This is a genomic window from Rhizobium viscosum (genome assembly GCF_014873945.1).
GTDB lineage: Bacteria > Pseudomonadota > Alphaproteobacteria > Rhizobiales > Rhizobiaceae > Rhizobium > Rhizobium viscosum.
In genome coordinates this window covers 672,038-691,551 of record NZ_JADBEC010000001.1, presented here as the reverse complement: position 1 = coordinate 691,551, position 19,514 = coordinate 672,038, and the positions used below count along the sequence as shown (strand labels likewise).

Sequence of the window (19,514 nt, the reverse complement as noted above, 5' to 3'; positions counted from 1 at the left end):
ATTGCGTAATTTTCTGCGGTGATTGAGCCGCCTATATTGCGGCGCAAAAAAGACATAATCACCCCGGCGATGATCACTAAGCGGTTATAATGGCTTAAATTTTCGTAATGAACATCCTGTAATATTCAGGCTATTCTAATATATAATCGGGTGGGCAGCGCCGTCCGCTTTGGTGAGCTGCCAGCACAGGCTGTATTGGCGAAGATTATTTGATCCGAGTTGCAGGTCTTGTGCGCGGGATAGAACCTGGAAACGCAGAGGCAGAGAGCCATGGCCGAGTTGAATACCGGTGAATTTCGCTCACTCATTATTAATATTTTTCCGGAGCTTACGGCCTCCGTTTTCACGCTCGCGACGAAGGGCTGGGATTCGATAGCCATCGATGTGGATGACAGGCTGATCTTCAAGTTTCCGCGCGATCCGGCAGCGGAGAGGGCGCTGGTCAAAGAGGTGGCCCTTCTCGGCATTATCAGGCCGTCGCTGTCGATGGCGGTTCCCGATATGCGCATCCATGACGGCCCGCCGATCTTCTCAAGCCATGCCAAGATCCGCGGCGAACATCTCATCGCCGGCGATTACGAGGCCTTGCCGGAAGCGGCCCGCCAGCATCTCGGCGACGATCTTGCCCGCTTCTATGCCGAACTGCATGCTCTCGATGCCGACCGCCTGCGCGCGCTCGGCGCCGGACCGATCCTGCCATGGCAATCGCCTGACACGGTGCGGGAAAAGGCGCTGCCGCTGCTGTCATCAGAAATGGCAAGTTATGCAGAGAGGATTATCTGGGATTTCAAGGCCTTGCCGCCAGATCCTTACGGGATCATTTATGGCTTCTTCGACGGTCATGGCTGGAATATGGCGTTCGACCATGCTGAGGGCAGGCTGAACGGTCTCTATGATTTCGCCGATTCAGGCTTTGGCCCGCTGCATCAGGAATTCATCTATTCGAATTTCATCTCGCCCGATCTGACATCACGCATAGTCTCGGCCTACGAGACGCTGACCGGCCGCCGGCTCGACCGCCGACGCATCACGATCCTCACCGGCTTCCACCGCTTGTCAGAACTCGCAGAATTTGCAGACGATCCTGCCTATGCAGGCCAGATGATCGACAGCGTCAGAGCATGGGTCGCTGTTTCGGCCGATGCAGGATGACGCTGTTGCTCAGACGGAGCGCGCAGCACCCCCGTCGCAACGGATCAGCGAACCGGTGATGTAGCTCGCCGGCTGGCTGCAGAGGAAGGCCGCCGCTGCGGCGAATTCCTCGACCTTGCCATAGCGCCCGACCGGAATACGCGCTTCCTTCTCGGTGCGGATATCTTCGACGCTCTTTCCGGTCCGTTTGGCGGCAGCACCATCGAGATCGTCTAGCCGTGCGGTGAGAATGCTGCCGGGCAGAAGCATGTTGGTTGTGATGCCATGGCCGGCCACTTCCGATGCCAGCGTCTTGCTCCAGCCGGCAAGGGCAGGGCGCAGCGTATTCGACAGCGCTAGATTGGCGATCGGCTCGATCACCCCTGACGAGGCGATTGTCAGGATGCGGCCCCAGCCCTGCGCCTTCATGCCGGGCAGCAGAGCATTGGTGAGCGTGATGACACGCGCGACCATGGAGAGAAAGTAGGTTTCGAGCTTCTCGGGCGTCATGTCCTCGGTCGTGCCGGGCGTCGGGCCGCCGCTATTGTTGACGAGGATATCGAGCCCGCCGAATTTCTCCTGCACGGCACCCGTAACGGTCTGGACGAAATTGTCATCCGAAAGGTCGGCCCAGATCCAGTCGGCCTTGCCATTGCCTTGCGCATTGATCGCCTTGCAGTTGGTTTCCAGCTGCTCGCCGCTGCGCCCGCAGAGAAGAACATTTGCACCCTCCTGCGCCAGCGCCTTCGCAATGCCGAGCCCGAGGCCGCGTGAGGAAGCCAGTATGAGCGCGCGTTTGCCCTTGATGCCGAGATCCATGATTTCCTCCATTTCCTGTGCCCTTTCTATAGGGCGCAAGTCCGGTCAAAGAAAAGCACGAAGAGCGCTTTCGCGGTACTCCCTTAATTGACGTTAACGTAAGCGTTATATAATCTTCTGTGCGGAGGAACATCATTGTGCGAATTGGAGGATTGGCTGTCGCTTCCCGGCTCGACAATGTTTTCCGGTTTTGACAAGAGAATACCTCTAGAATGGGGATGAACGGCCTTGAGAAGGCCGAGCGGAGACGGATGGATGACCGAAATGACTGAGCTGCCGGAACGCGAGAGCATGGAATTCGACGTGGTGATCGTCGGGGCCGGTCCGGCCGGCCTTTCGGCCGCCATCCGCCTGAAACAGGTCAATCCGGAATTGTCGGTCGTCGTGTTGGAGAAGGGTTCCGAAGTCGGCGCGCATATCCTCTCTGGCGCCGTCGTCGATCCCATCGGCATCGACCGGCTGCTGCCCGGCTGGCGTCAGGAACCCGACCATCCCTTCAAGACCGAGGTCAAGGACGACCACTTCCTGCTGCTCGGCCCCGCCGGCTCCATCCGCCTGCCGAACATCATGATGCCGCCGCTGATGAGCAATCACGGCAATTACATCGTGTCGCTCGGAAATGTCTGTCGCTGGCTGGCGACGAAGGCCGAAGAACTCGGCGTCGAGATCTATCCGGGCTTTGCCGCGACCGAAGTGCTCTACAACGATGAGGGTGCGGTCATCGGCGTCGCCACCGGTGATATGGGCATCGAGAAGAACGGCGAACCCGGCCCGAACTATGCGCGCGGCATGGCGCTGATGGGCAAATATGTGCTTGTTGGAGAGGGCGTGCGCGGTTCGCTCGCCAAGCAGCTGATCGCCAAGTTCGACTTGCAGAAGGATCGCCAGCCGCAGAAATTCGGCATCGGCCTCAAGGAGCTCTGGCAGGTCAAGCCGGAGAACCACAAGCAGGGCCTCGTGCAGCACTCCTTCGGCTGGCCGCTCGGCATGTCGACCGGTGGCGGCTCGTTCCTCTATCACCTGGAAGACAATCTCGTGGCCGTCGGCTTCGTCGTCCACCTGAATTACAAGAACCCCTATCTCTACCCCTTCGAGGAATTCCAGCGCTTCAAGACGCATCCGGCCATCCGCAGCACCTTCGAGGGCGGCAAGCGCCTCTCCTATGGCGCTCGCGCCATCACCGAGGGCGGCTACCAGTCAGTGCCGAAGCTCTCCTTCCCCGGCGGCGCGCTGATCGGCTGTTCGGCGGGCTTCGTCAACGTGCCGCGCATCAAGGGCAGCCACAATGCCGTGCTCTCGGGCATGATGGCCGCCGACCGCATCGCCGCGGCGATTGCGTCAGGCCGCGCCAATGACGAGGTAGCCGAGATCGAGACCGACTGGCGCAAGAGCGATATCGGCAAGGATCTGAAGCGCGTGCGCAACGTCAAGCCGCTCTGGTCGAAGTTCGGCACGGCCCTCGGTGTCGCACTCGGCGGTCTCGATATGTGGACCAACCAGCTCTTCGGCTTCTCGTTTTTCGGCACGCTCGGTCACGGCAAGACCGATGCCGCCTCGCTGGAGCCGGCCTCCCAGCACAAGAAGATCGACTATCCGAAGCCGGATGGCGTCCTGACCTTCGATCGCCTGTCTTCCGTCTTCCTGTCGAATACCAACCACGAGGAGGACCAGCCGGTCCATCTGCAGGTGAAGGACATGGCGCTGCAGAAATCGTCCGAGCTCGGCATTTATGCCGGCCCGTCGACCCGCTACTGTCCGGCCGGGGTCTATGAATGGGTGGAAAAGGACGGCGAAGAAACCTTCGTCATCAACGCCCAGAACTGCGTCCACTGCAAGACCTGCGACATCAAGGATCCTAACCAGAACATCAACTGGGTCCCCCCGCAAGGCGGCGAGGGGCCGGTCTATCCGAATATGTAAGGTCGGGTGGTTTTCGGCGCCGTAAATCCGGCGCCGAAACGGCGATGAGAATTTGTCTGCGCTGTCGTGTAATTCTCAGGCAATCGTCGAGTAACGCGCTGCTTATACCTGATAACGCATTCGTTATCTCTGATTACCGCGTCGGTTTAGCATTTCATTAACCATAATCTCCTTAGCTTGCGATATCTTCTTGACGCGCTAAGGACACATTCATGACGATCTCGCGCCGGGGCTTCCTGATCGCTCTGCCCCTTTTTGCCGCCGGTTGCTCTTCGACCACTCTGAACAGCCAGACCAATTATGCCGCACTTCCGGATGAAGAATTTCCGCTGAAGCAAGTGCCGATCGACCAAATCAAGCCGGAGCTGCGCCGCACGGAAGTGGTCTATCAAAACGGTTATGCGCCGGGCACGATCGTCATCGATACGCCGGCGCGGCGCGCCTATTACATACTCGGTGACGGCAGGGCGATGCGTTACGGCGTCGGAGTCGGCCGTGAGGGTCTCGCCTTTGCCGGCAATGCCTATGTCGGCCGCAAGGCGGAATGGCCGAGCTGGACGCCGACGGAAAACATGCAGCGCCGCGAGGAGCGTTATCGCAGGCTCGCCGGCGGCATGCCGGGCGGCCCGAACAATCCGCTCGGTGCGCGCGCCATATATCTCTATCGCGGCGGCAACGATACGCATTTCCGCATTCACGGCACCAACCAGCCGCAATCGATCGGCCTTGCCATGTCGAGCGGCTGCATTCGCATGATGAACCACGATGTGATCGACCTCTACAGCCGCGTCGAAGTCGGCGCCAGGGTCGTCGTCATCCAGGCGACAGCCTGAAGCTTAGGACAAACTACAGGTATACAAAAAGCCGCCGCAGCGGATCGCTGTCGGCGGCTTTTGTTTTGGGCGAATGCTCAGCGGCGCTTGGCAGCGATGCCGGTCGAAAGCGCGACACCGATGCCGGTGATCACGGCGGCACTGATTTCGGCAAGGCCCATCTGCTCGCCGAGCAGGAAGCCGCCGCCGAGCGTGGCCAGCACCGGCGTCAGTGCTGTAAAGGCGGCAGCCTGCGTTCCGCCCAGGGTGCGCACCGCCGTGCCATAGGCGACCATGGCAACGAGACCGGAAAGAATGCCCTGGCTCAGAATCTGCAGGCCGATTTCCGGAAGCGGAGCCTGCGGCAGCGAGATGCCGAAGACCAGCGCAAGGGCAGCCATGATCAGGAAGGACCAGATGGCGATCAGCGCGCTGGCCTGGATGGCAGTCAGGCCCGAGCGGCGGAAGGCATGCGTATAGCCTGCCCAGAGAACGGCGCCTGATGGCAGCAGCACGAAGCTCGTCCAGGGCAGGGAAGCATCGGCAAGGCTGCGAACGAGCAGGATCAGCACACCGGCGACGATCGCCACCAGCCCGGCAATGCGTGTTGCATCCGGTCGTTCGCGAAACAGCAGAATCCCGATCAGTGCGGTGGCAAGCGGCATGGAGCCGCCGAGCAGGATACCTGACGAGGCCGCCGGTGTGGAGTGAATGGCAAGCGTGGTCACCAGGAAGAAGATCGCACCGCAGCCGGCGACCATGATCGCCAGCAGATGAAGCGGAACGCCCTTTGGCAAGAGCCCGGTGCGCAGCCAGACCGGTGAGAGAACGAGCGCCGGAATGCCGAAGCGGATGAGCCCGATATCGATCGAACCGAGCGGCGTTGCGGCGCTGTGGCGCGTCGCCAGAAACCATGTCGACCAGATCAGCACGGTCACTGTACCGGCGGCATAACCCAGGCCTTGCGAAGGCGATTTCTCGTTTGAAAATGCGATCGTGCTCATCGTCCGGTCCTTTCTTCCGTCCGGATGTCGTCCGGTTGAAAGAACATTAGCGCGAATGGCCGAGGCATGTCCTTGCTATCTATGGCTCAGAAAACGTGCTATGCGCAATGATCTGCCAATTCATGCCGATGGATTTCGCAATTATGCCAAATCTCGATAAATTCGATATTGCCATCCTGAAATGCCTGCAGGAGGACGCGCGCGCCACCAATGTCGAGATCGCCGAGAAGGTGAACCTCTCGCCGTCACCCTGTCTGCGCCGCATCCGCAATCTCGAAAAGCTCGGCGTCATCCGCCGCTACACAGCCGATATCGATCGCAAGGAAGTCGGACTCGGTCTTACCGTCTTCGTGGAATTCAAGGTCGCCCATCACAGCCGGGAGAATTCCGAGGCGCAGCAGGCGGCACTGCTTGCCATTCCCGAAATCGTCTCTTGCTTCCTGATTTCAGGCACAGCCGATTTCCTGGCGGAAGTCGTAGTCGAAGATCTCTCGGCCTATGAGCGGCTATTGACGGAGACGCTGCTGACCCTGCCGAATGTCACCGATATCCGTTCGAATTTCGCCATCCGAAGCATCAAGACGCATGGACCGCTGAAGCTGCCCGAGCGCAACTGATGCACCTCTCGACGAGGTGCCCAATAAGGTGATTGTTTTTGTAAACTTTACTTGAAAAATTCACTTCACTTCTGTAGCGGGTGTCTCATCCGGTGTGAGGGCCGGTGATCATTTCAGTATGAGGACATTTGCCGTGAGCGTTTTTGATATTCCGCTGTCGCGCCGCCAGTTCGGCCTGTTGTTCTCGGCTGGTGCGGTTGCTGCCGTACCGAGCCTTGCCTTTGCCGATGATGGCAAGCGCACGATCAAACACGAGCTCGGCACCACCGAAATCTCCGGCAAGCCGCAGCGTGTCGTCGCTCTCGAATTCTCCTTCGTGCAGGCGCTGAATGCGATCGATGTCGTGCCGGTTGGCATTACCGACGACAACCAGCCGAAGCGTATCGAACAGCTTCTCGGCAAGAAGATCGACTACGGCTCGGTCGGCACGCGGCTGGAGCCCAATCTGGAGCTCGTCGCTGCGCTGACGCCCGATCTCATCATTGCCGATGAACTGCGCCATTCGGCGATCTACGAACAATTGAGTGCCATCGCACCGACCATCGTGCTGAACAGCTGGGAAGGCAGCTACGAGGTGATCAAGTCTTCGGTCGTGACCATCGCAGATGCCTTGGGCGAAAAGGAGAAGGGTGAACAGGCGCTTGCCACGCATGAGGCCATCATTACCGGACTGGTCGCAAAGATCCCGGCCGGGGAGAAACGTCGCTTCCTGCTCGCCGTCGCCAATCCGGATTCCATGAGCCTGCATAGCTCCTCCTCCTTCACCGGCTCTGTTTTCAAGGCCATGGGTCTGACGCCGGCGATCGATTCCAGCGATGCGGTGGAAAGCGGGGCAGGGATCGAGCGCCTCGTTGCCATCAATCCGGACGTATTTTTGGTTGCGACCGATACCGGCGCGACCGTGTTCGACCAGTGGAAGAGCAACGCCGCCTTCAACAACATTGCTGCGGTGAAGACCGGCATGGTCTTTCAGGTCGACCGCAACCAGTTTTCCCGTTTCCGCGGGTTAACGACGGCAGAGATGATCGCTCGCGAAATCCTCGCCAAGGTCTATCAGGCCGGATAAGCGCTAATGACGGCAAAAGGCGGTGCAGCCATGCGGCATGAAACCGGCAGTCCCGTGCTGCTGGCATTCTGCCTGTTGCTGGCGCTCGCCATAGTTATTCTGGCCGGCATTTCCTTCGGCGTCTCCGGATTGCCGGTCGACCGCGCGCTTCATCTGCTCTTCGCACCCGATAGTTCGCCGGACAGCGCCCTGGTCTGGGACGTGCGCCTGCCGCGAGCAATGCTCGCCATGCTCGTCGGCGCAAATCTCGCCGTTGCCGGCGTGCTGATCCAGACGCTGACCCGCAATTCACTCGCTTCGCCCCAGACCTTCGGCATCAACGCAGGGGCCTCGCTGGTCATCGTTGTCAGCCTGATCGCCATGCCGGGCCTGAGTGCCGGCGGCACGGTATGGCCGGCCTTCATTGGTGCTGCCGCCGTAGGCCTCGCCATGTGGGCACTGTCGGTGTCCGGTGCGATGAACGAGATGAAGCTGGCACTTGCCGGCATTTCCATCCAGCTCGTCCTCGCTGCTCTCGTGCAGGCAATCCTGATTGCCAACAATGCCGGCCAGGATATCGTCTATTGGCTTGCCGGCTCGATCAATGGCGCGCAATGGAGCAAGGTCTGGATCATACTGCCTTTCACGCTTCTCGGTGGCGGAATCGCCCTGGTCGCCGGTCGTCATTTCGGCGTGCTGGCGCTCGATGAGACCACCGGGGTTTCGCTTGGCCAGAATGCCCGGCGCGTCGGTGGTCTTGCCGCCACTCTCATCGTCGTCCTCGCCGGTTCCGCCGTCGCCGTCAGCGGACCGATCGGCTTCATCGGCTTGCTGGTGCCGCATATCGTGCGGCGCCTCACCGGCAACGACCAGCTGACGGTGATTGTCCTGAGCGCCATCACCGGCCCCTTGCTGCTGACTGCCGCCGATCTCCTGGGCCGCGTCGCTGCTTTCCCGGCCGAAACCCCTGTCGGCATCGTAACGGCTCTGATCGGCGCGCCGGCTTTCGTCGCTATCCTCTGGCGGCAGAGGGCAAAATGACGAGTGTGGCCCTGCCATCGAAGAGCCTGCGTGCGGCAAGCGTCTGCCTCGTCGTCGCTATTCTCATCCTCGTCATTGCCGTGCTCGGCATGACGATCGGCGCTGTCACGCTGTCGGTCGGCCAGGTGCTGGATGGTATCGCCGGCGGCAAGAACGCCTTCATCGTCATGCAGTACCGCGCCCCGCGCGTCATCGTTTCCATCCTCGCCGGGGCCTCGCTCGGCATTGCCGGCACCTTTTTGCAAGGCGCGCTGCGCAATCCGCTCGCCTCGCCCGATGTCGTCGGCATCACCAAATGGGCCGGCCTCGGCGCCTTCCTCGCCGGCCTCTTCACCCCGCCTGCCTGGGCCGCCTGGGCCATTCCATCAGGCGTTATCGTTGGTGCGGTTGCCGGCGCATGCGTGCTGCTCGCGATTGGCCGCAGCTTCGGTGGCGGCATAGCGGCATTAGCGCTCGTGGGCGTCGCGCTCGGCATGCTGGCCCAGGCGCTGATGCAATATGTCATGGTGCTCGTCCCGACCCGCGCCGACCAGTCGATGGTCTGGCTTGCCGGCAGCGTCTATGGCTCGACGATGACCGATGTGGTCGCTCTCTCGCTCTGGCTCGGCGCCTGCCTGCCTTTCGTGCTGATCGCCGCCATCCGGCTCGATGCCGGCGGTTTCGGCGACGATACGTTGACGAGCCTCGGCATTTCGCCCGGTCTCTTGCGCGGTGGCCTCATCGTCGTCTCAGTGCTGCTCTGCGCCGGCAGCGTCGCCGCTGTCGGCAGCATGGGCTTCCTCGGCCTGCTATCGCCGCATGCCGCCCGCCTGCTCGTCGGTCCGCGTGCCCGGCATATGGTGCCAGTGAGCGCCCTGATCGGCGCCCTGACGCTGTCCGCTGCCGACCTGATCGGCCGGCTGGTGGCCCTGCCGAACGAGATCCCGGCGGGCATCGTCGCTGCCGTGATCGGCGGTCCCTATCTCATCTTCCTGCTGATCAAGGAGGCAGGCCGCCATGACTGATGCAGGCAAGACTGATGCCGCCCATTCGCGCCTGTCCGCTCAGGATCTGACGCTCGGCTATGCCGCCATCAAGGTGCTCGATCATGTCGACCTCGCCATTCCCGATGGAAAGATCACGGCGCTGATCGGCGCCAATGGCTCCGGTAAGTCGACGCTGCTGCGCGCACTCGGCCGCATCATCCAGCCGCTCGGCGGCACCGTGACGCTGGACGGCAAGGCGATCGCTTCCATGTCCGGCAAGGCGATTGCCCAGACACTGGCGCTCTTACCGCAAAGCCCGGTTTCACCCGATGGGCTGACGGTGCGCCAGCTCTGCCGCTTCGGCCGCCATCCGCACAAGGGCATGCTGTCGCGCACGACGCGTCATGACGAGCAGATCGTCGAGGCATCGCTGGCCGCAACCGGCCTGATCGATCTCGCCGAACGCCCGCTCGACCGCCTTTCCGGCGGCCAGCGCCAGCGTGCCTGGATCGCCATGGCGCTGGCGCAGGAAACGCCGATCCTGCTGCTCGACGAGCCGACCACTTATCTCGATATCGCCCATCAGCTGGAAGTTCTGGAACTGCTGAAGGAATTGAACGAGAAAAGTGGACGCACCATCGTCATGGTCGTCCACGATCTCAACCACGCCGCCCAATATGCCGACCACATTATCGCGGTCGCCGATGGCGGCATCCATGCGACGGGCAGCCCTGTCGATATTCTGAAGCCGGAGCTCATCCGCGCCGTCTTCGGCATCGATGCGGTCGTGATATCCCATCCCGTTGATGGGACGCCACTCTGCCTGCCCTTCGTCGAACGTTAGATCATCCCAGCAAAAACGCGCAACGGATCTGCGTTGAAGTAACGGGATGGAGCTGTTCTTACACAGAACGAACCAGATCATTGGCACAGTGCATAGGATGCATGAGTTGCATAGGGTTTTTTATAGATCGCGTGAGAAATGTCAGACGATGACCTGACAGGCATTGAATCTGACAATTCCTATAGAGCGTATAAAACTGCCTATGCGTTCCATGCATCCTATGCAGGTACGAAGGGCCGTGCCTGGAACTACATCAAAACAAAGCTCTGGATGCGGAGGATTTCAGGCCGATCGGCCTGAAATCTAGAGCAGCGTCCCGCTGAGGATCAGCAGCGCCACCGAGAAGTAGATGACGAGCCCGGTGACGTCGACCAGCGTGGCGACGAACGGAGCTGATGCCGTTGCCGGATCGAGCCGCAGTTTCTGCAGCAGGAAGGGCAGCATCGAACCCGACATGGAGCCGAAGGTGACGATGCCAACGAGTGCGGCAAACACCGTCAGGCCGACCAGCTGCCAGTGCGGGCCGTAATCATAGAGCCCGGCCGTCTGCCAGAAGATCACGCGCAGGAGGCCGACAAGCCCAAGGATGGCGCCGAGCACGATGCCCGTCGGCAGTTCGCGCAGCAGCACCCGCCACCAGTCGCTCAGCTTCAACTCGCCGACGGCGAGCGCCCGGATGATGAGCGAGGTTGCCTGCGAACCGGAATTGCCGCCGGAGCTCATGATCAGTGGAATGAAGAGCGTCAGCACGACGGCCTTTTCCAGCTCGCCTTCGAAATGCTGCATGGCGCTTGCCGTCAGCATTTCGCCGAGGAAGAGGGCGCAAAGCCAGCCCGCACGCTTGCGGATCATGCTGCCGAAGCCGATCTTCATATAGGGCTTGCCGAGCGCTTCCATACCGCCGAATTTCTGGGCGGCTTCCGTCGTATCCGCGATCATCGTGTCGATGACGTCATCGACGGTGACGATGCCGAGGATCTGGCCATGATCGTCGATCACCGGCAGCGCCAGCAGGTCGTGCTTGCGGATCAGCCGTGCGACATCCTCCTGCTTCATCAGCGCATTGGCCGAAACCGGCATGCCCTTCTGGGCAACGGACAGGATCGAGGCATCGGGCTCGCCGGTGATGAGGCGGCGCAGCGTAACGACATGCATCAGCGCGCCTGAATTGTGATCCAGCACATAGATGGCATAGACGGTTTCCCGCGAGCGTTCGACCTGCCGGACATGGTCCAGCGTCTGGGCGACAGTCCAGTCGTCGGGCACGCTGACGAATTCCGTCGTCATGATGCTGCCGGCAGTGCGCGGCGGATAGCCCATCAGATGCTGGATGGCGACGCGGACGGGTTCTTCCAGGCTGGAGAACAGGCGCACGCGATCATCGACGTCGAGTTCCAGCAGAACGTCGGCGACGCGGTCGTTCGACATGCCGTGCAGCAGCCGGGCCGAATCCGCACTGTCCATCAGCGCCAGAATGGCCGGCGCGTTGCGCAGTTCCGGACGGTCGAGAATGTTGACGGCATAGTCCTGCGGCATCCGAGAGAGGATGCGGCCGGCTTCAGCCGGTGCGAGCCCATTCAGCGATTCCACGCGCTCGGCAATGGTCGCAACACGGCTGTTATTCATGAAGGCACGGGCGGCATAGCCGGCCCGCAGGGGGAAGCGATTGATATTCATTGGCTCGCCTTTCCGTCGATCCGCCGTAGCGTCCGAACGGGCGAGCCTGGAGCGTCCAGGTCAGCGCACGACGGCCGCGTACGGCAAAGGCAATCGACTGCTACTGTCGCTTGGCATCGTGATGATGGCTCCGTTGATATCCGTGCACGGCATATGTCATGCACGTGTCGCACTAGGTGGTCTCGAATGCGGAAAAAGTCAAGCTGCTTAGATGTTTAACGCCAGAATGCCGCACCCTCTGCGCGGCATTATACGTCAGCATCCTTTACGCAATATTTCGAGCGTCGGAAAAGGCTGATTTTCGACCTCGAAAACCTCAGAATCCGGCGAGAACGACCTTGCCCTTCATCCTGCCGCTTTCGACCATGGCATGCGCCTTTTTCAGGTTCACGGCATTGATCGCACCCACGGTTTCCGACAGCGTCGTGCGGATCTTGCCGGCATCGACGAGTTCGGAAATCCTGTTGAGGATCTTGTGCTGCTCGATCATGTCAGGCGTGCCGAAGAGTGGGCGGGTGAACATCAGCTCCCAGTGAACCGAAGCGGCCTTCCGCTTGAAGGGGACGACATCGAAAGTCTTGGGATCATCGATCAGCGCGAAACGACCCTGCGGCGCGAGCGCCTCGACGATATCGGCAACATGCTTGTCCGTATTCGTGGTCGAGAAGATGAAACCCGGCGCTCCGATGCCGAGCGCTGCTATTTGCGGCGCAATGGGCTTGGAATGGTCGATCACGTGATGGGCGCCGAGTTCCTTCACCCAATCCTGTGTCTCCGGGCGTGAGGCGGTCGCTATTACGGCAAGGTCTGTCAGCGTGCGGGCGATCTGGATGGCGATCGAGCCGACGCCGCCCGCACCGCCGATGATAAGCACGGCAGGGGCCGCACCCGGAACGGGATCGGTGACGCGCAGCCGGTCGAACAAGGCTTCGTAAGCGGTGATGGATGTCAGCGGCAGGGCGGCGGCAGCGGCGAAGTCGAGAGTCTTCGGCTTCTTACCGACAATGCGCTCGTCGACGAGCTGGAATTCGGCATTGGAGCCGGGGCGATTGATGACGCCCGAATAGAAGACCTCGTCGCCCGGCTTGAACAGCGTGACATCCGAACCGACAACTTTGACGATGCCGGCCGCATCATAGCCGAGCACTTTCAGCTCATCGGCAGGCGGTGCCATGTTGGCCCGCACCTTCACGTCGACGGGATTGACGGAGACGGCCTTGATCTCGACGAGCAGGTCGTGGCCCTTGGCCTCCGGCGTCGGCAGCTCGACATCGATCAGCGAGGTTTCGGCGGCGATTGGCTGTGGGGTCTTGTAGGCGACGGCGCGCATCTTGGGAAACTCCTGTGTTCATTGCACGAGAGCTAGATGCGACCTATGTTCCGATAACGCAAGAATGCACAAATTCTGTACGTAGTACCAAAAAGGATACTGTAAATGTCGCTGCCGCGCGCCAAACTGGTCACGAATTTTCCCGGTTGCCCGGTCGAGGCGACGCTGAGTTATCTCGATGGAAAGTGGAAGGGCGTGATCCTTTTCCACCTGATGGACAAGACTTTACGCTTCAACGAGCTGAGACGCCATCTGCCAGCGATCACCCAGCGCATGCTGACGAAGCAGCTGCGGGAGCTCGAAAAATCCGGCCTGATCTCACGAACAGTTTACCCGGTCGTCCCCCCGCGCGTCGAATATGCGCTGACACCACTCGGCTCCACGCTGAAGCCTGTCATCCGGGTGCTCGCCGCCTGGGGCGATGAATTCGTCTTCTGCAGCCCGGAAGGGCGAGAACTGCGTATCTCGAAGGCGTTAAGCGCTCCGGCTGCGGAGCTCCAACCGTAGCGACGCGGCAAAGACGAAGAGGCCGAGGAAAGACAGGACGGCGCCGACATAGCCGGTCGCTGCAAAACCGTAGCCCCAGGCGATGACGAGACCGCCGAGCCATGCACCCAGCGCGTTGGCGATGTTGAAGGCCGAATGGTTGGAGGCGGCAGCCAGTGTCTGCGCATCGGCGGCGACATCCATCAGCCGCGTCTGCAGCGCCGGGCCTGCCGCAAAACCGCAGCCGACGAGGAAGACGCAGAGGCCGAGCATATAGGGGCTGGAGGCGGTCAGAGAGAACATCGTCAGCACGACGATATTATAGACCAGCGAACCGCCGATCGTGCCGAGCAGCGACTTGTCGGCAAGCCATGAGCCGATGACATTGCCGGCATTCATGCCGACGCCGAACAGCACGAGCATGAGCGCAACGGCCGTTTCCGGCAGCATCGCCACCTGTGTCGTGGTCGAAGCGATATAGCTGAACATGGCGAACATGCCGCCATAGCCGACCGCGGCGATGGCAAGCGTCAGCAGGATTTGCGGACGGCGGAAGGCGCTGAGTTCGCGCAGCGCGCTTGCCCCTTCCGAGACCTTGTCGTGCGGCACATAGAACCAGATGAGGGCAACCGTCACGAGGCCGATGATGCCGACTGTCAGGAAGGCTACCTGCCAGTCGAGCGCCTGGCCGAAGAAGGTCGTCAGCGGTGTGCCGAGCAGGGTCGCGACCGTCAGGCCAAGCATGACACGGCCGACGGCCCGCGCGCGGCGATGCACCGGCACCATGGAAGCGGCGACGAGCGCGGCGACACCGAAATAGGCACCGTGCGGCAGGCCGGTAATGAAGCGCAGCACTGTGAAGCTTTCGAAGCTCGGCGCAACGGCGCTCAGGATGTTGCCGACCGCAAAGAGCAGCATGAGGCAAAGCAGCAGCGTGCGCCGCGCCATCTTGGCGGCAAGCACGGCAATGACGGGGGCGCCGATGACGACGCCGAGCGCATAGGCGCTGATGACATAACCTGCCTGCGGGGTCGTGACCGAGAAAGTGTCGGCCACATTCGGCAGCAGGCCCATGATGGCGAATTCACCGGTACCGATGCCGAAGCCGCCGGCGGCAAGTGCGAGTTGGACCAGGGCAACGGTCATGGCCGAAGGAAGCGTTGCCTCCGGCCCAGAGTCGATGGAACCATCGATGGAATCGTTGACGGCAACCTGGCTCACGGGCGGTCCTTAGAGGATCTGTGCTTGGTGACGGCCGCTGGCGGGACACGCAGTGCCGGTCATTTGCAATTGGCGGGCAGAAATGGCGGGAGATGGAGATATGACCTCCAGTACCCCATCTATTGAACGGGAGGCCGGAAGCGTCGAGTGCTTTTTTTGCAGTGCAGCGTCCTGCTATCTGCATACGTCCATTGCAATATTTGCGTTTCGGCGATGTGGCGGGGCAAACCGTCCGGCTTGAAATCGCAGGTGCGCCAACCATTTCTTGAGGGCAGGATAGATAGGAACAGGCACTTCATGAAGCTCGTCGGCTTTTTCAATCGCGACGGCGGTACTTTCAGAACGACAGACATGCAGGCTTATGAGAAGCGCGCAGAGGAGGTCTTCCGCGACGCCGGGCATGATTTCGAAGCGATCGTCTTTTCCGGCAGCGAGATCGTTCCCGCCATGGAGCGTGCCGCACGCCGCGACGATATAGATGGCATCGTCGCCGGCGGCGGAGACGGCACCATTTCAGCAGCAGCATCGATCGCCTGGAAGAACGGTATGGCGCTCGGCGTCGTGCCGGCTGGCACCATGAATCTCTTCGCCCGCTCGCTGAAAGTACCGCTCGATATCTGGCAGGCGCTCGATGTGCTGGCTTTCGGCGAACTCGACAATGTCGATATCGCCAGCGCCAACGGAAGGCCGTTCATCCATCAGTTCTCCGCCGGCCTGCATGCGCGCATGGTGCGCTACCGCAACTCCTACAGCTATCGCTCCCGCCTCGGAAAGATAGGCGCCAGCACTCGCGCGGCCTTCGGCGTCGTCTTCAACCCGCCGGAATTCGAGGTCGAGGTCGAGGCGGCGGGCATGAAGGAGACCCGGCGCGTCTCGGCCATCTCCGTCTCCAACAATCCCTTCGGCGAAAACGCGCTGCTCTATGCCGACAATCTGCGCAGCGGCGAACTTGGTTTCTACACGGCAAAACCGCTGAAGCCGCTCGGCGTCGCACGGTTGGCGATCGACATGCTGCGCGGCAAGTTCCGCGAAAACGATGCGGTCATGGTCCTGCATCCGGCCGAGGTGCATTTGCACTTCCCGAAGCTGCGCGCCAAGGCGAACTGCGTGATGGATGGCGAGCTTCTGCCGCTGGAGCGTGATGTCACCGTCAAGCTGCATCCGGGCGAATTGAAGGTGCTGGTCAGGCAGGGATTGGCTGTCCAGGAAGGCGAGGGCGAGCGGCGCGAGCCGGCAGCCTGATGCTCAGAGCGAAGCGGCACGCCTGGCCCTGAAAGGAATGAGGGCGCTTTTGACGATATCCCGGTCCGCCTCGTCGCCGAATACACAGGTGCGATTGCGTCCTTTCTTCTTGGCGCAGTAAAGCGCCTCGTCGGCCGATGCGATGAGCTGGCGCCACCCGCTTGCACCGCACGCACCGGAGGTGACGCCGATGCTTACTGTGATAGAGAGATCAATACCGGTTTCAGCGTCACGGATGACATGCGCCTGAATGCGGCTGCGAAGTTCTTCGGCAAAATCCAGGGTGTTCGAAAGATCCGATGTGGAAACGAGAACGGCGAATTCCTCGCCGCCATAGCGCGCGACGATGTCAGTCGAGCGCATCGCGCCCTGCAGCAGGGTGGCGATTTCGATGAGCACGGCATCGCCGGTCAGATGGCCATAGTTATCGTTCACCGCCTTGAAGTGATCGATATCGATCAGCATCAGGCAGACATCTTCCCCGCGCTCCGAAGGGGCATTGCCGAAGCCTTCCAGCGCCCGGCGGTTCCAGACACCGGTCAGCCCATCCTTCTCGGCCTGCATCTTCAGGCGGGCCTCGTATTCGGCCCGTTCGTCCAGCTTGCCGCGCAGCAATTCCAGCGCCTCGAACAGGCTGCGCATCTCCGGTGCCTTGGAGATCGTCTCCAGGTCGGTCACGGGACTGCCGTCTGCGAGCGCAATGATCTGGCGTCGTGCCGTCAGCAGCGGACCGAGCATGTGAAGGCGGATGGAGCGGAAGAGCGTAAACAGCACCGCAAGAGCGGAGGCCGTGATCACAGCGATGACCGCCAGGCGATAGGAGGCGGCGTAGTGCTGGGTCCGGTAGCGCTTCACCACATCGTCTAGAAAGACCGTGCGCAGCCGTTCGAGCGGCTGCAGCGTCGGAACGTAGTCGCGCGTCAGGTCAACGGCGGAAACCGAATAGTCCCCCGAGATCTTGCCTTGCTCGATCAATATCTTAACAAGTTCGAGGCCAGATCCGAAAAAGATCGTATCGACATCCTTCATGAGCTGCTGGGACAGCGCATCGCGATCGCTGACGATTTTCTGGCCCTGCATCAGCTTGCGCAGCTCGAGAAGCCGGCCAATGGTGCGGCTTGCATCGGTGATATGACTGTCGCGCAGGGGCTGGCGCGTGGCAATCGGACCCATGATCTGCGAGGCAGCCCGGCCGCCATATTCACGCATGTCGCTGATCATCCGCCCTGTCAGGAATGGTGCAGTCAGTTCCGATCGCTGGGTGGTGAAGGCGGCGATGTGCCAGTCCACGACATGCTGGAATGTTTCGATCACCTCGATCATTTCGCGGATGGCGTTCTGCACATCGTCTGGGTCGCGGTCGGCGAGCGGTGTTGCGGCAACGCGGTCGACGGTTTGGCGAGCCCTGCGAAGCTGCGCTCGTGTCTCGGCGAGCGCCGCCTGGAGATCGGGAAGGGAGGAGGATACATCGACTTCGGGCGGCTCATCGAGCGCCTCGAGCGAGAGATCGCTGATGCGCCGGAAGACCTTCAAACGCTCTGTTGCGGGCGCGCTGCTATTTGGCTCGATCGCCATGATGTCGTTGGCCGGTCCGCGTTCCGCCGACATGCGGCTCGCCGCTTCCAGAACCTGGCGGAAGCGCTCTACAGCCAGCAGATTGTCATTGGTGGAGCGGTAGCTTTCATAAGTCGGAATGAGAGCGCTGGCTGTCAGAATGAGAGTCAGAAACGCCACGATGACGGTTGCAAACAGCAGCTTTCCCTCAAGAGTGATGCGGTTCATCAAACCGGATCCCTTTCAACGCGTCATCCAATCCGGCCCCGTTGCCGGCTTACTGAATATGCTGATACCGGGCATATATTACCGATTTCGAGTATAGGGCATCGATAATGCCAACAGGGTTAAGAAAAGCGTGAAGTGAAAGTTATGTGACGGGCTCTATTAACTAGAGGCGCGCCAGATAGGTGCGATAGTCGAAATCCGACACCGTGCGCAGGTGCGCTATTGCTTCCTTGTACTTCGTAGCGCCATACAACTTTCGATACTTGTCGCCGAAGATATTGGCGATGAAGGCCGACTGCCGGAAGGTCTCGACCGCCGTCAGGAAATCATGCGTTAGACGCTTCACGCCCTGTGGCGTATAGGCAGGCGTCGTTTCCTCGCCCGGATCGAGATCTCCGTCGATGCCGAGCAGCATGCCGCCGAGAATGGCCGCCAGCAGCAGATAGGGATTGGCATCCGCACCCGCCACGCGATGCTCGATGCGCGCCGCCGGCCCGTTGCTGTCAGGAATGCGGATTGCCGTGCCGCGATGCCCGCTGCCCCAGGTAAGGTCGGTCGGCGCGAAGGAACCCGGCTGGAAGCGGCGATAGGAATTGGCAAAGGGAGCGAAGATGAGCTGCGCCTCCTGCATGGTCTGCAGCAGGCCCGCGGTCACCGATTTCAAAAGCCTGGGTTCGCTGCCCTTCGCATCGAGAATATTGTTGCCATCCCTGTCGATGATGCTCGCATGCACATGCAGCCCTGATCCGGCATGGTCCGAATAGGGTTTGGCCATGCAGGTCGATTTCAGCCCGTGCTTGCGCGCCGCCTGCTCGGCAATCCGCTTCAGGTAGAGGCAGTCGTCAGCCGCAGCCAGCGCATCGGGCCGGTGCAACAGGTTCACCTCGAACTGGCCGGGCCCGAATTCCGCCGTCGTCGCCTCCGCCGGCAGGTTCATCGCCTTGGCATAGGCGCGCAGCGTCTGGAGATAGCTATCGAGTGCATCGACAGCGCTCATGTCATAGAGCTGGAAGCCGTTCGGATCGCCGCGATAGGTAAGGCTTGCAGGCGGGGAGGGAATGCCCGTCTCGCGCCAGTTCTCCTCGACCAGATAGAATTCCAGCTCGGTCGCCACCACAGGCGTCAGCCCGCGCTCGGCATAGCGTTCAAGCACGGAAGCGAGAATGCCGCGCGGATCCATGAAGCTGCGGCTGCCGTCGAACTCGTGCATGGTGGCCAGCACCTGCATGGATCCCTCGGGCGCCCAGGGCATCGGCGTCAGGCTGCGCTTATCGGGAATGACGTTGCCGTCGGGGTCGCCGATCGTCAGCGACAGGCCCGTAATATCGTCATTGTCGTCGCCCCAGATATCGAGCGACTGCGTGGAGGTCGGCAGGCGGACATCGCCGGCCCAGATCTTCTTTTCGGCCGAAAGCGGCAGTTGCTTGCCGCGCAGATCGCCATTCATACCGACAACCAGGATCTCGAAACGCGGATCGCCCTCTCCAGCCTCTTTGCCCTTGCTCGCCATGACCTTGAAAATCCTCTCGCAGAAGGCCAAGGTCGTAAACCATCACCGAAAGCCTTTCAATCCGAAGG

General features: G+C 61.1%; 17 protein-coding genes. 10 read left to right on the top strand and 7 right to left on the bottom strand.

Features of this window, described 5'->3' with window-relative positions; all coding sequences use genetic code 11:
* Window positions 1-270: 270 nt before the first annotated feature.
* Window positions 271-1,152: a phosphotransferase family protein gene (locus tag H4W29_RS03520; RefSeq protein WP_192727687.1), complete on the top strand. Its 882-nt coding sequence runs from the start codon at window positions 271-273 to the stop codon at window positions 1,150-1,152.
* Between the two features lie 9 nt (window positions 1,153-1,161).
* Here H4W29_RS03520 and H4W29_RS03515 read toward each other — a convergent pair whose 3' ends face one another.
* Complete coding sequence (locus H4W29_RS03515) at window positions 1,162-1,950, bottom strand: SDR family oxidoreductase (protein WP_192727686.1); 789 nt, start codon at window positions 1,948-1,950, stop codon at window positions 1,162-1,164.
* A 255-nt stretch (window positions 1,951-2,205) separates the two neighbouring features.
* On the opposite strand from H4W29_RS03515, the gene H4W29_RS03510 reads away from it, so the two are divergent.
* Window positions 2,206-3,870, top strand: a complete 1,665-nt coding sequence (locus H4W29_RS03510) for an electron transfer flavoprotein-ubiquinone oxidoreductase (protein ID WP_192727685.1) — start codon at window positions 2,206-2,208, stop codon at window positions 3,868-3,870.
* A 212-nt stretch (window positions 3,871-4,082) separates the two neighbouring features.
* Complete coding sequence (locus tag H4W29_RS03505) at window positions 4,083-4,703, top strand: L,D-transpeptidase (protein ID WP_192727684.1); 621 nt, start codon at window positions 4,083-4,085, stop codon at window positions 4,701-4,703.
* 77 nt (window positions 4,704-4,780) lie between these two features.
* Here the strand turns inward: H4W29_RS03505 and H4W29_RS03500 are convergent, their stop codons facing one another.
* Window positions 4,781-5,686: a DMT family transporter gene (locus H4W29_RS03500; protein ID WP_192727683.1), complete on the bottom strand. Its 906-nt coding sequence runs from the start codon at window positions 5,684-5,686 to the stop codon at window positions 4,781-4,783.
* A 143-nt stretch (window positions 5,687-5,829) separates the two neighbouring features.
* On the opposite strand from H4W29_RS03500, the gene H4W29_RS03495 reads away from it, so the two are divergent.
* The 5 genes from H4W29_RS03495 to H4W29_RS03475 all read left to right on the top strand — a co-directional run bounded on the left by H4W29_RS03495 (window position 5,830) and on the right by H4W29_RS03475 (window position 10,198).
* Window positions 5,830-6,303 carry an Lrp/AsnC family transcriptional regulator gene (locus H4W29_RS03495; protein ID WP_113014089.1) on the top strand — a complete coding sequence of 158 codons (474 nt, stop codon included), beginning with the start codon at window positions 5,830-5,832 and terminating at the stop codon, window positions 6,301-6,303.
* A gap of 133 nt (window positions 6,304-6,436) precedes the next feature.
* Window positions 6,437-7,369 (top strand): ABC transporter substrate-binding protein, encoded by a 933-nt coding sequence (locus tag H4W29_RS03490; protein WP_192727682.1) that lies wholly within the window; start codon window positions 6,437-6,439, stop codon window positions 7,367-7,369.
* Window positions 7,370-7,375: 6 nt separating this feature from the next.
* Window positions 7,376-8,389 carry a FecCD family ABC transporter permease gene (locus tag H4W29_RS03485; RefSeq protein ID WP_192727681.1) on the top strand — a complete coding sequence of 338 codons (1,014 nt, stop codon included), beginning with the start codon at window positions 7,376-7,378 and terminating at the stop codon, window positions 8,387-8,389.
* Window positions 8,386-9,393: a FecCD family ABC transporter permease gene (locus H4W29_RS03480; RefSeq protein ID WP_192727680.1), complete on the top strand. Its 1,008-nt coding sequence runs from the start codon at window positions 8,386-8,388 to the stop codon at window positions 9,391-9,393. The genes H4W29_RS03485 and H4W29_RS03480 overlap by 4 nt, the downstream gene beginning before the upstream one ends.
* Complete coding sequence (locus tag H4W29_RS03475; protein ID WP_192727679.1) at window positions 9,386-10,198, top strand: ABC transporter ATP-binding protein; 813 nt, start codon at window positions 9,386-9,388, stop codon at window positions 10,196-10,198. Before H4W29_RS03480 ends, H4W29_RS03475 begins: the two co-directional genes overlap by 8 nt.
* A 303-nt stretch (window positions 10,199-10,501) precedes the next feature.
* Here H4W29_RS03475 and mgtE read toward each other — a convergent pair whose 3' ends face one another.
* The gene (gene mgtE, locus H4W29_RS03470) at window positions 10,502-11,875 is read right to left on the bottom strand and encodes a magnesium transporter (protein WP_192727678.1); all 1,374 of its coding nucleotides are present in this window, start codon (window positions 11,873-11,875) and stop codon (window positions 10,502-10,504) included.
* A 316-nt stretch (window positions 11,876-12,191) separates the two neighbouring features.
* Window positions 12,192-13,205 carry a zinc-binding alcohol dehydrogenase family protein gene (locus H4W29_RS03465; protein WP_192727677.1) on the bottom strand — a complete coding sequence of 338 codons (1,014 nt, stop codon included), beginning with the start codon at window positions 13,203-13,205 and terminating at the stop codon, window positions 12,192-12,194.
* 105 nt (window positions 13,206-13,310) lie between these two features.
* Here H4W29_RS03465 and H4W29_RS03460 point away from each other — a divergent pair, with 105 nt between their 5' ends.
* The gene (locus tag H4W29_RS03460) at window positions 13,311-13,712 is read left to right on the top strand and encodes a winged helix-turn-helix transcriptional regulator (RefSeq protein WP_192727676.1); all 402 of its coding nucleotides are present in this window, start codon (window positions 13,311-13,313) and stop codon (window positions 13,710-13,712) included.
* Here the strand turns inward: H4W29_RS03460 and H4W29_RS03455 are convergent.
* On the bottom strand, window positions 13,680-14,912 hold the full coding sequence (locus H4W29_RS03455) for an MFS transporter (RefSeq protein WP_192727675.1): 1,233 nt from the start codon (window positions 14,910-14,912) through the stop codon (window positions 13,680-13,682). The genes H4W29_RS03460 and H4W29_RS03455 overlap by 33 nt on opposite strands.
* 297 nt (window positions 14,913-15,209) lie before the next feature.
* Here H4W29_RS03455 and H4W29_RS03450 point away from each other — a divergent pair, with 297 nt between their 5' ends.
* A complete protein-coding gene (locus tag H4W29_RS03450; RefSeq protein WP_192727674.1) occupies window positions 15,210-16,154 on the top strand; it encodes a diacylglycerol/lipid kinase family protein in 945 nt (314 codons plus the stop codon).
* A gap of 3 nt (window positions 16,155-16,157) precedes the next feature.
* Here the strand turns inward: H4W29_RS03450 and H4W29_RS03445 are convergent, their stop codons facing one another.
* Together H4W29_RS03445 and H4W29_RS03440 are read right to left on the bottom strand one after the other, a co-directional pair.
* The gene (locus tag H4W29_RS03445; RefSeq protein WP_192727673.1) at window positions 16,158-17,936 is read right to left on the bottom strand and encodes a GGDEF domain-containing protein; all 1,779 of its coding nucleotides are present in this window, start codon (window positions 17,934-17,936) and stop codon (window positions 16,158-16,160) included.
* 163 nt (window positions 17,937-18,099) lie between these two features.
* Window positions 18,100-19,476 carry a glutamine synthetase family protein gene (locus H4W29_RS03440; protein ID WP_376776540.1) on the bottom strand — a complete coding sequence of 459 codons (1,377 nt, stop codon included), beginning with the start codon at window positions 19,474-19,476 and terminating at the stop codon, window positions 18,100-18,102.
* Between the last annotated feature and the right edge of the window lie 38 nt (window positions 19,477-19,514).

Bases quoted from the DNA above. Each gene is read 5' to 3' on its own strand.
- H4W29_RS03480 (WP_192727680.1), top strand. From the start codon at position 8,386: ATGACGAGTGTGGCCCTGCCATCGAAGAGCCTGCGTGCGGCAAGCGTC.
- H4W29_RS03510 (WP_192727685.1), top strand. From the start codon at position 2,206: ATGACCGAAATGACTGAGCTGCCGGAACGCGAGAGCATGGAATTCGAC.
- H4W29_RS03520 (WP_192727687.1), top strand. From the start codon at position 271: ATGGCCGAGTTGAATACCGGTGAATTTCGCTCACTCATTATTAATATT.
- H4W29_RS03500 (WP_192727683.1), bottom strand. From the start codon at position 5,686: ATGAGCACGATCGCATTTTCAAACGAGAAATCGCCTTCGCAAGGCCTG.
- H4W29_RS03485 (WP_192727681.1), top strand. From the start codon at position 7,376: ATGACGGCAAAAGGCGGTGCAGCCATGCGGCATGAAACCGGCAGTCCC.
- H4W29_RS03515 (WP_192727686.1), bottom strand. From the start codon at position 1,950: ATGGATCTCGGCATCAAGGGCAAACGCGCGCTCATACTGGCTTCCTCA.
- H4W29_RS03465 (WP_192727677.1), bottom strand. From the start codon at position 13,205: ATGCGCGCCGTCGCCTACAAGACCCCACAGCCAATCGCCGCCGAAACC.
- H4W29_RS03445 (WP_192727673.1), bottom strand. From the start codon at position 17,936: ATGAACCGCATCACTCTTGAGGGAAAGCTGCTGTTTGCAACCGTCATC.
- H4W29_RS03460 (WP_192727676.1), top strand. From the start codon at position 13,311: ATGTCGCTGCCGCGCGCCAAACTGGTCACGAATTTTCCCGGTTGCCCG.
- H4W29_RS03505 (WP_192727684.1), top strand. From the start codon at position 4,083: ATGACGATCTCGCGCCGGGGCTTCCTGATCGCTCTGCCCCTTTTTGCC.
- mgtE (WP_192727678.1), bottom strand. From the start codon at position 11,875: ATGAATATCAATCGCTTCCCCCTGCGGGCCGGCTATGCCGCCCGTGCC.
- H4W29_RS03450 (WP_192727674.1), top strand. From the start codon at position 15,210: ATGAAGCTCGTCGGCTTTTTCAATCGCGACGGCGGTACTTTCAGAACG.
- H4W29_RS03495 (WP_113014089.1), top strand. From the start codon at position 5,830: ATGCCAAATCTCGATAAATTCGATATTGCCATCCTGAAATGCCTGCAG.
- H4W29_RS03475 (WP_192727679.1), top strand. From the start codon at position 9,386: ATGACTGATGCAGGCAAGACTGATGCCGCCCATTCGCGCCTGTCCGCT.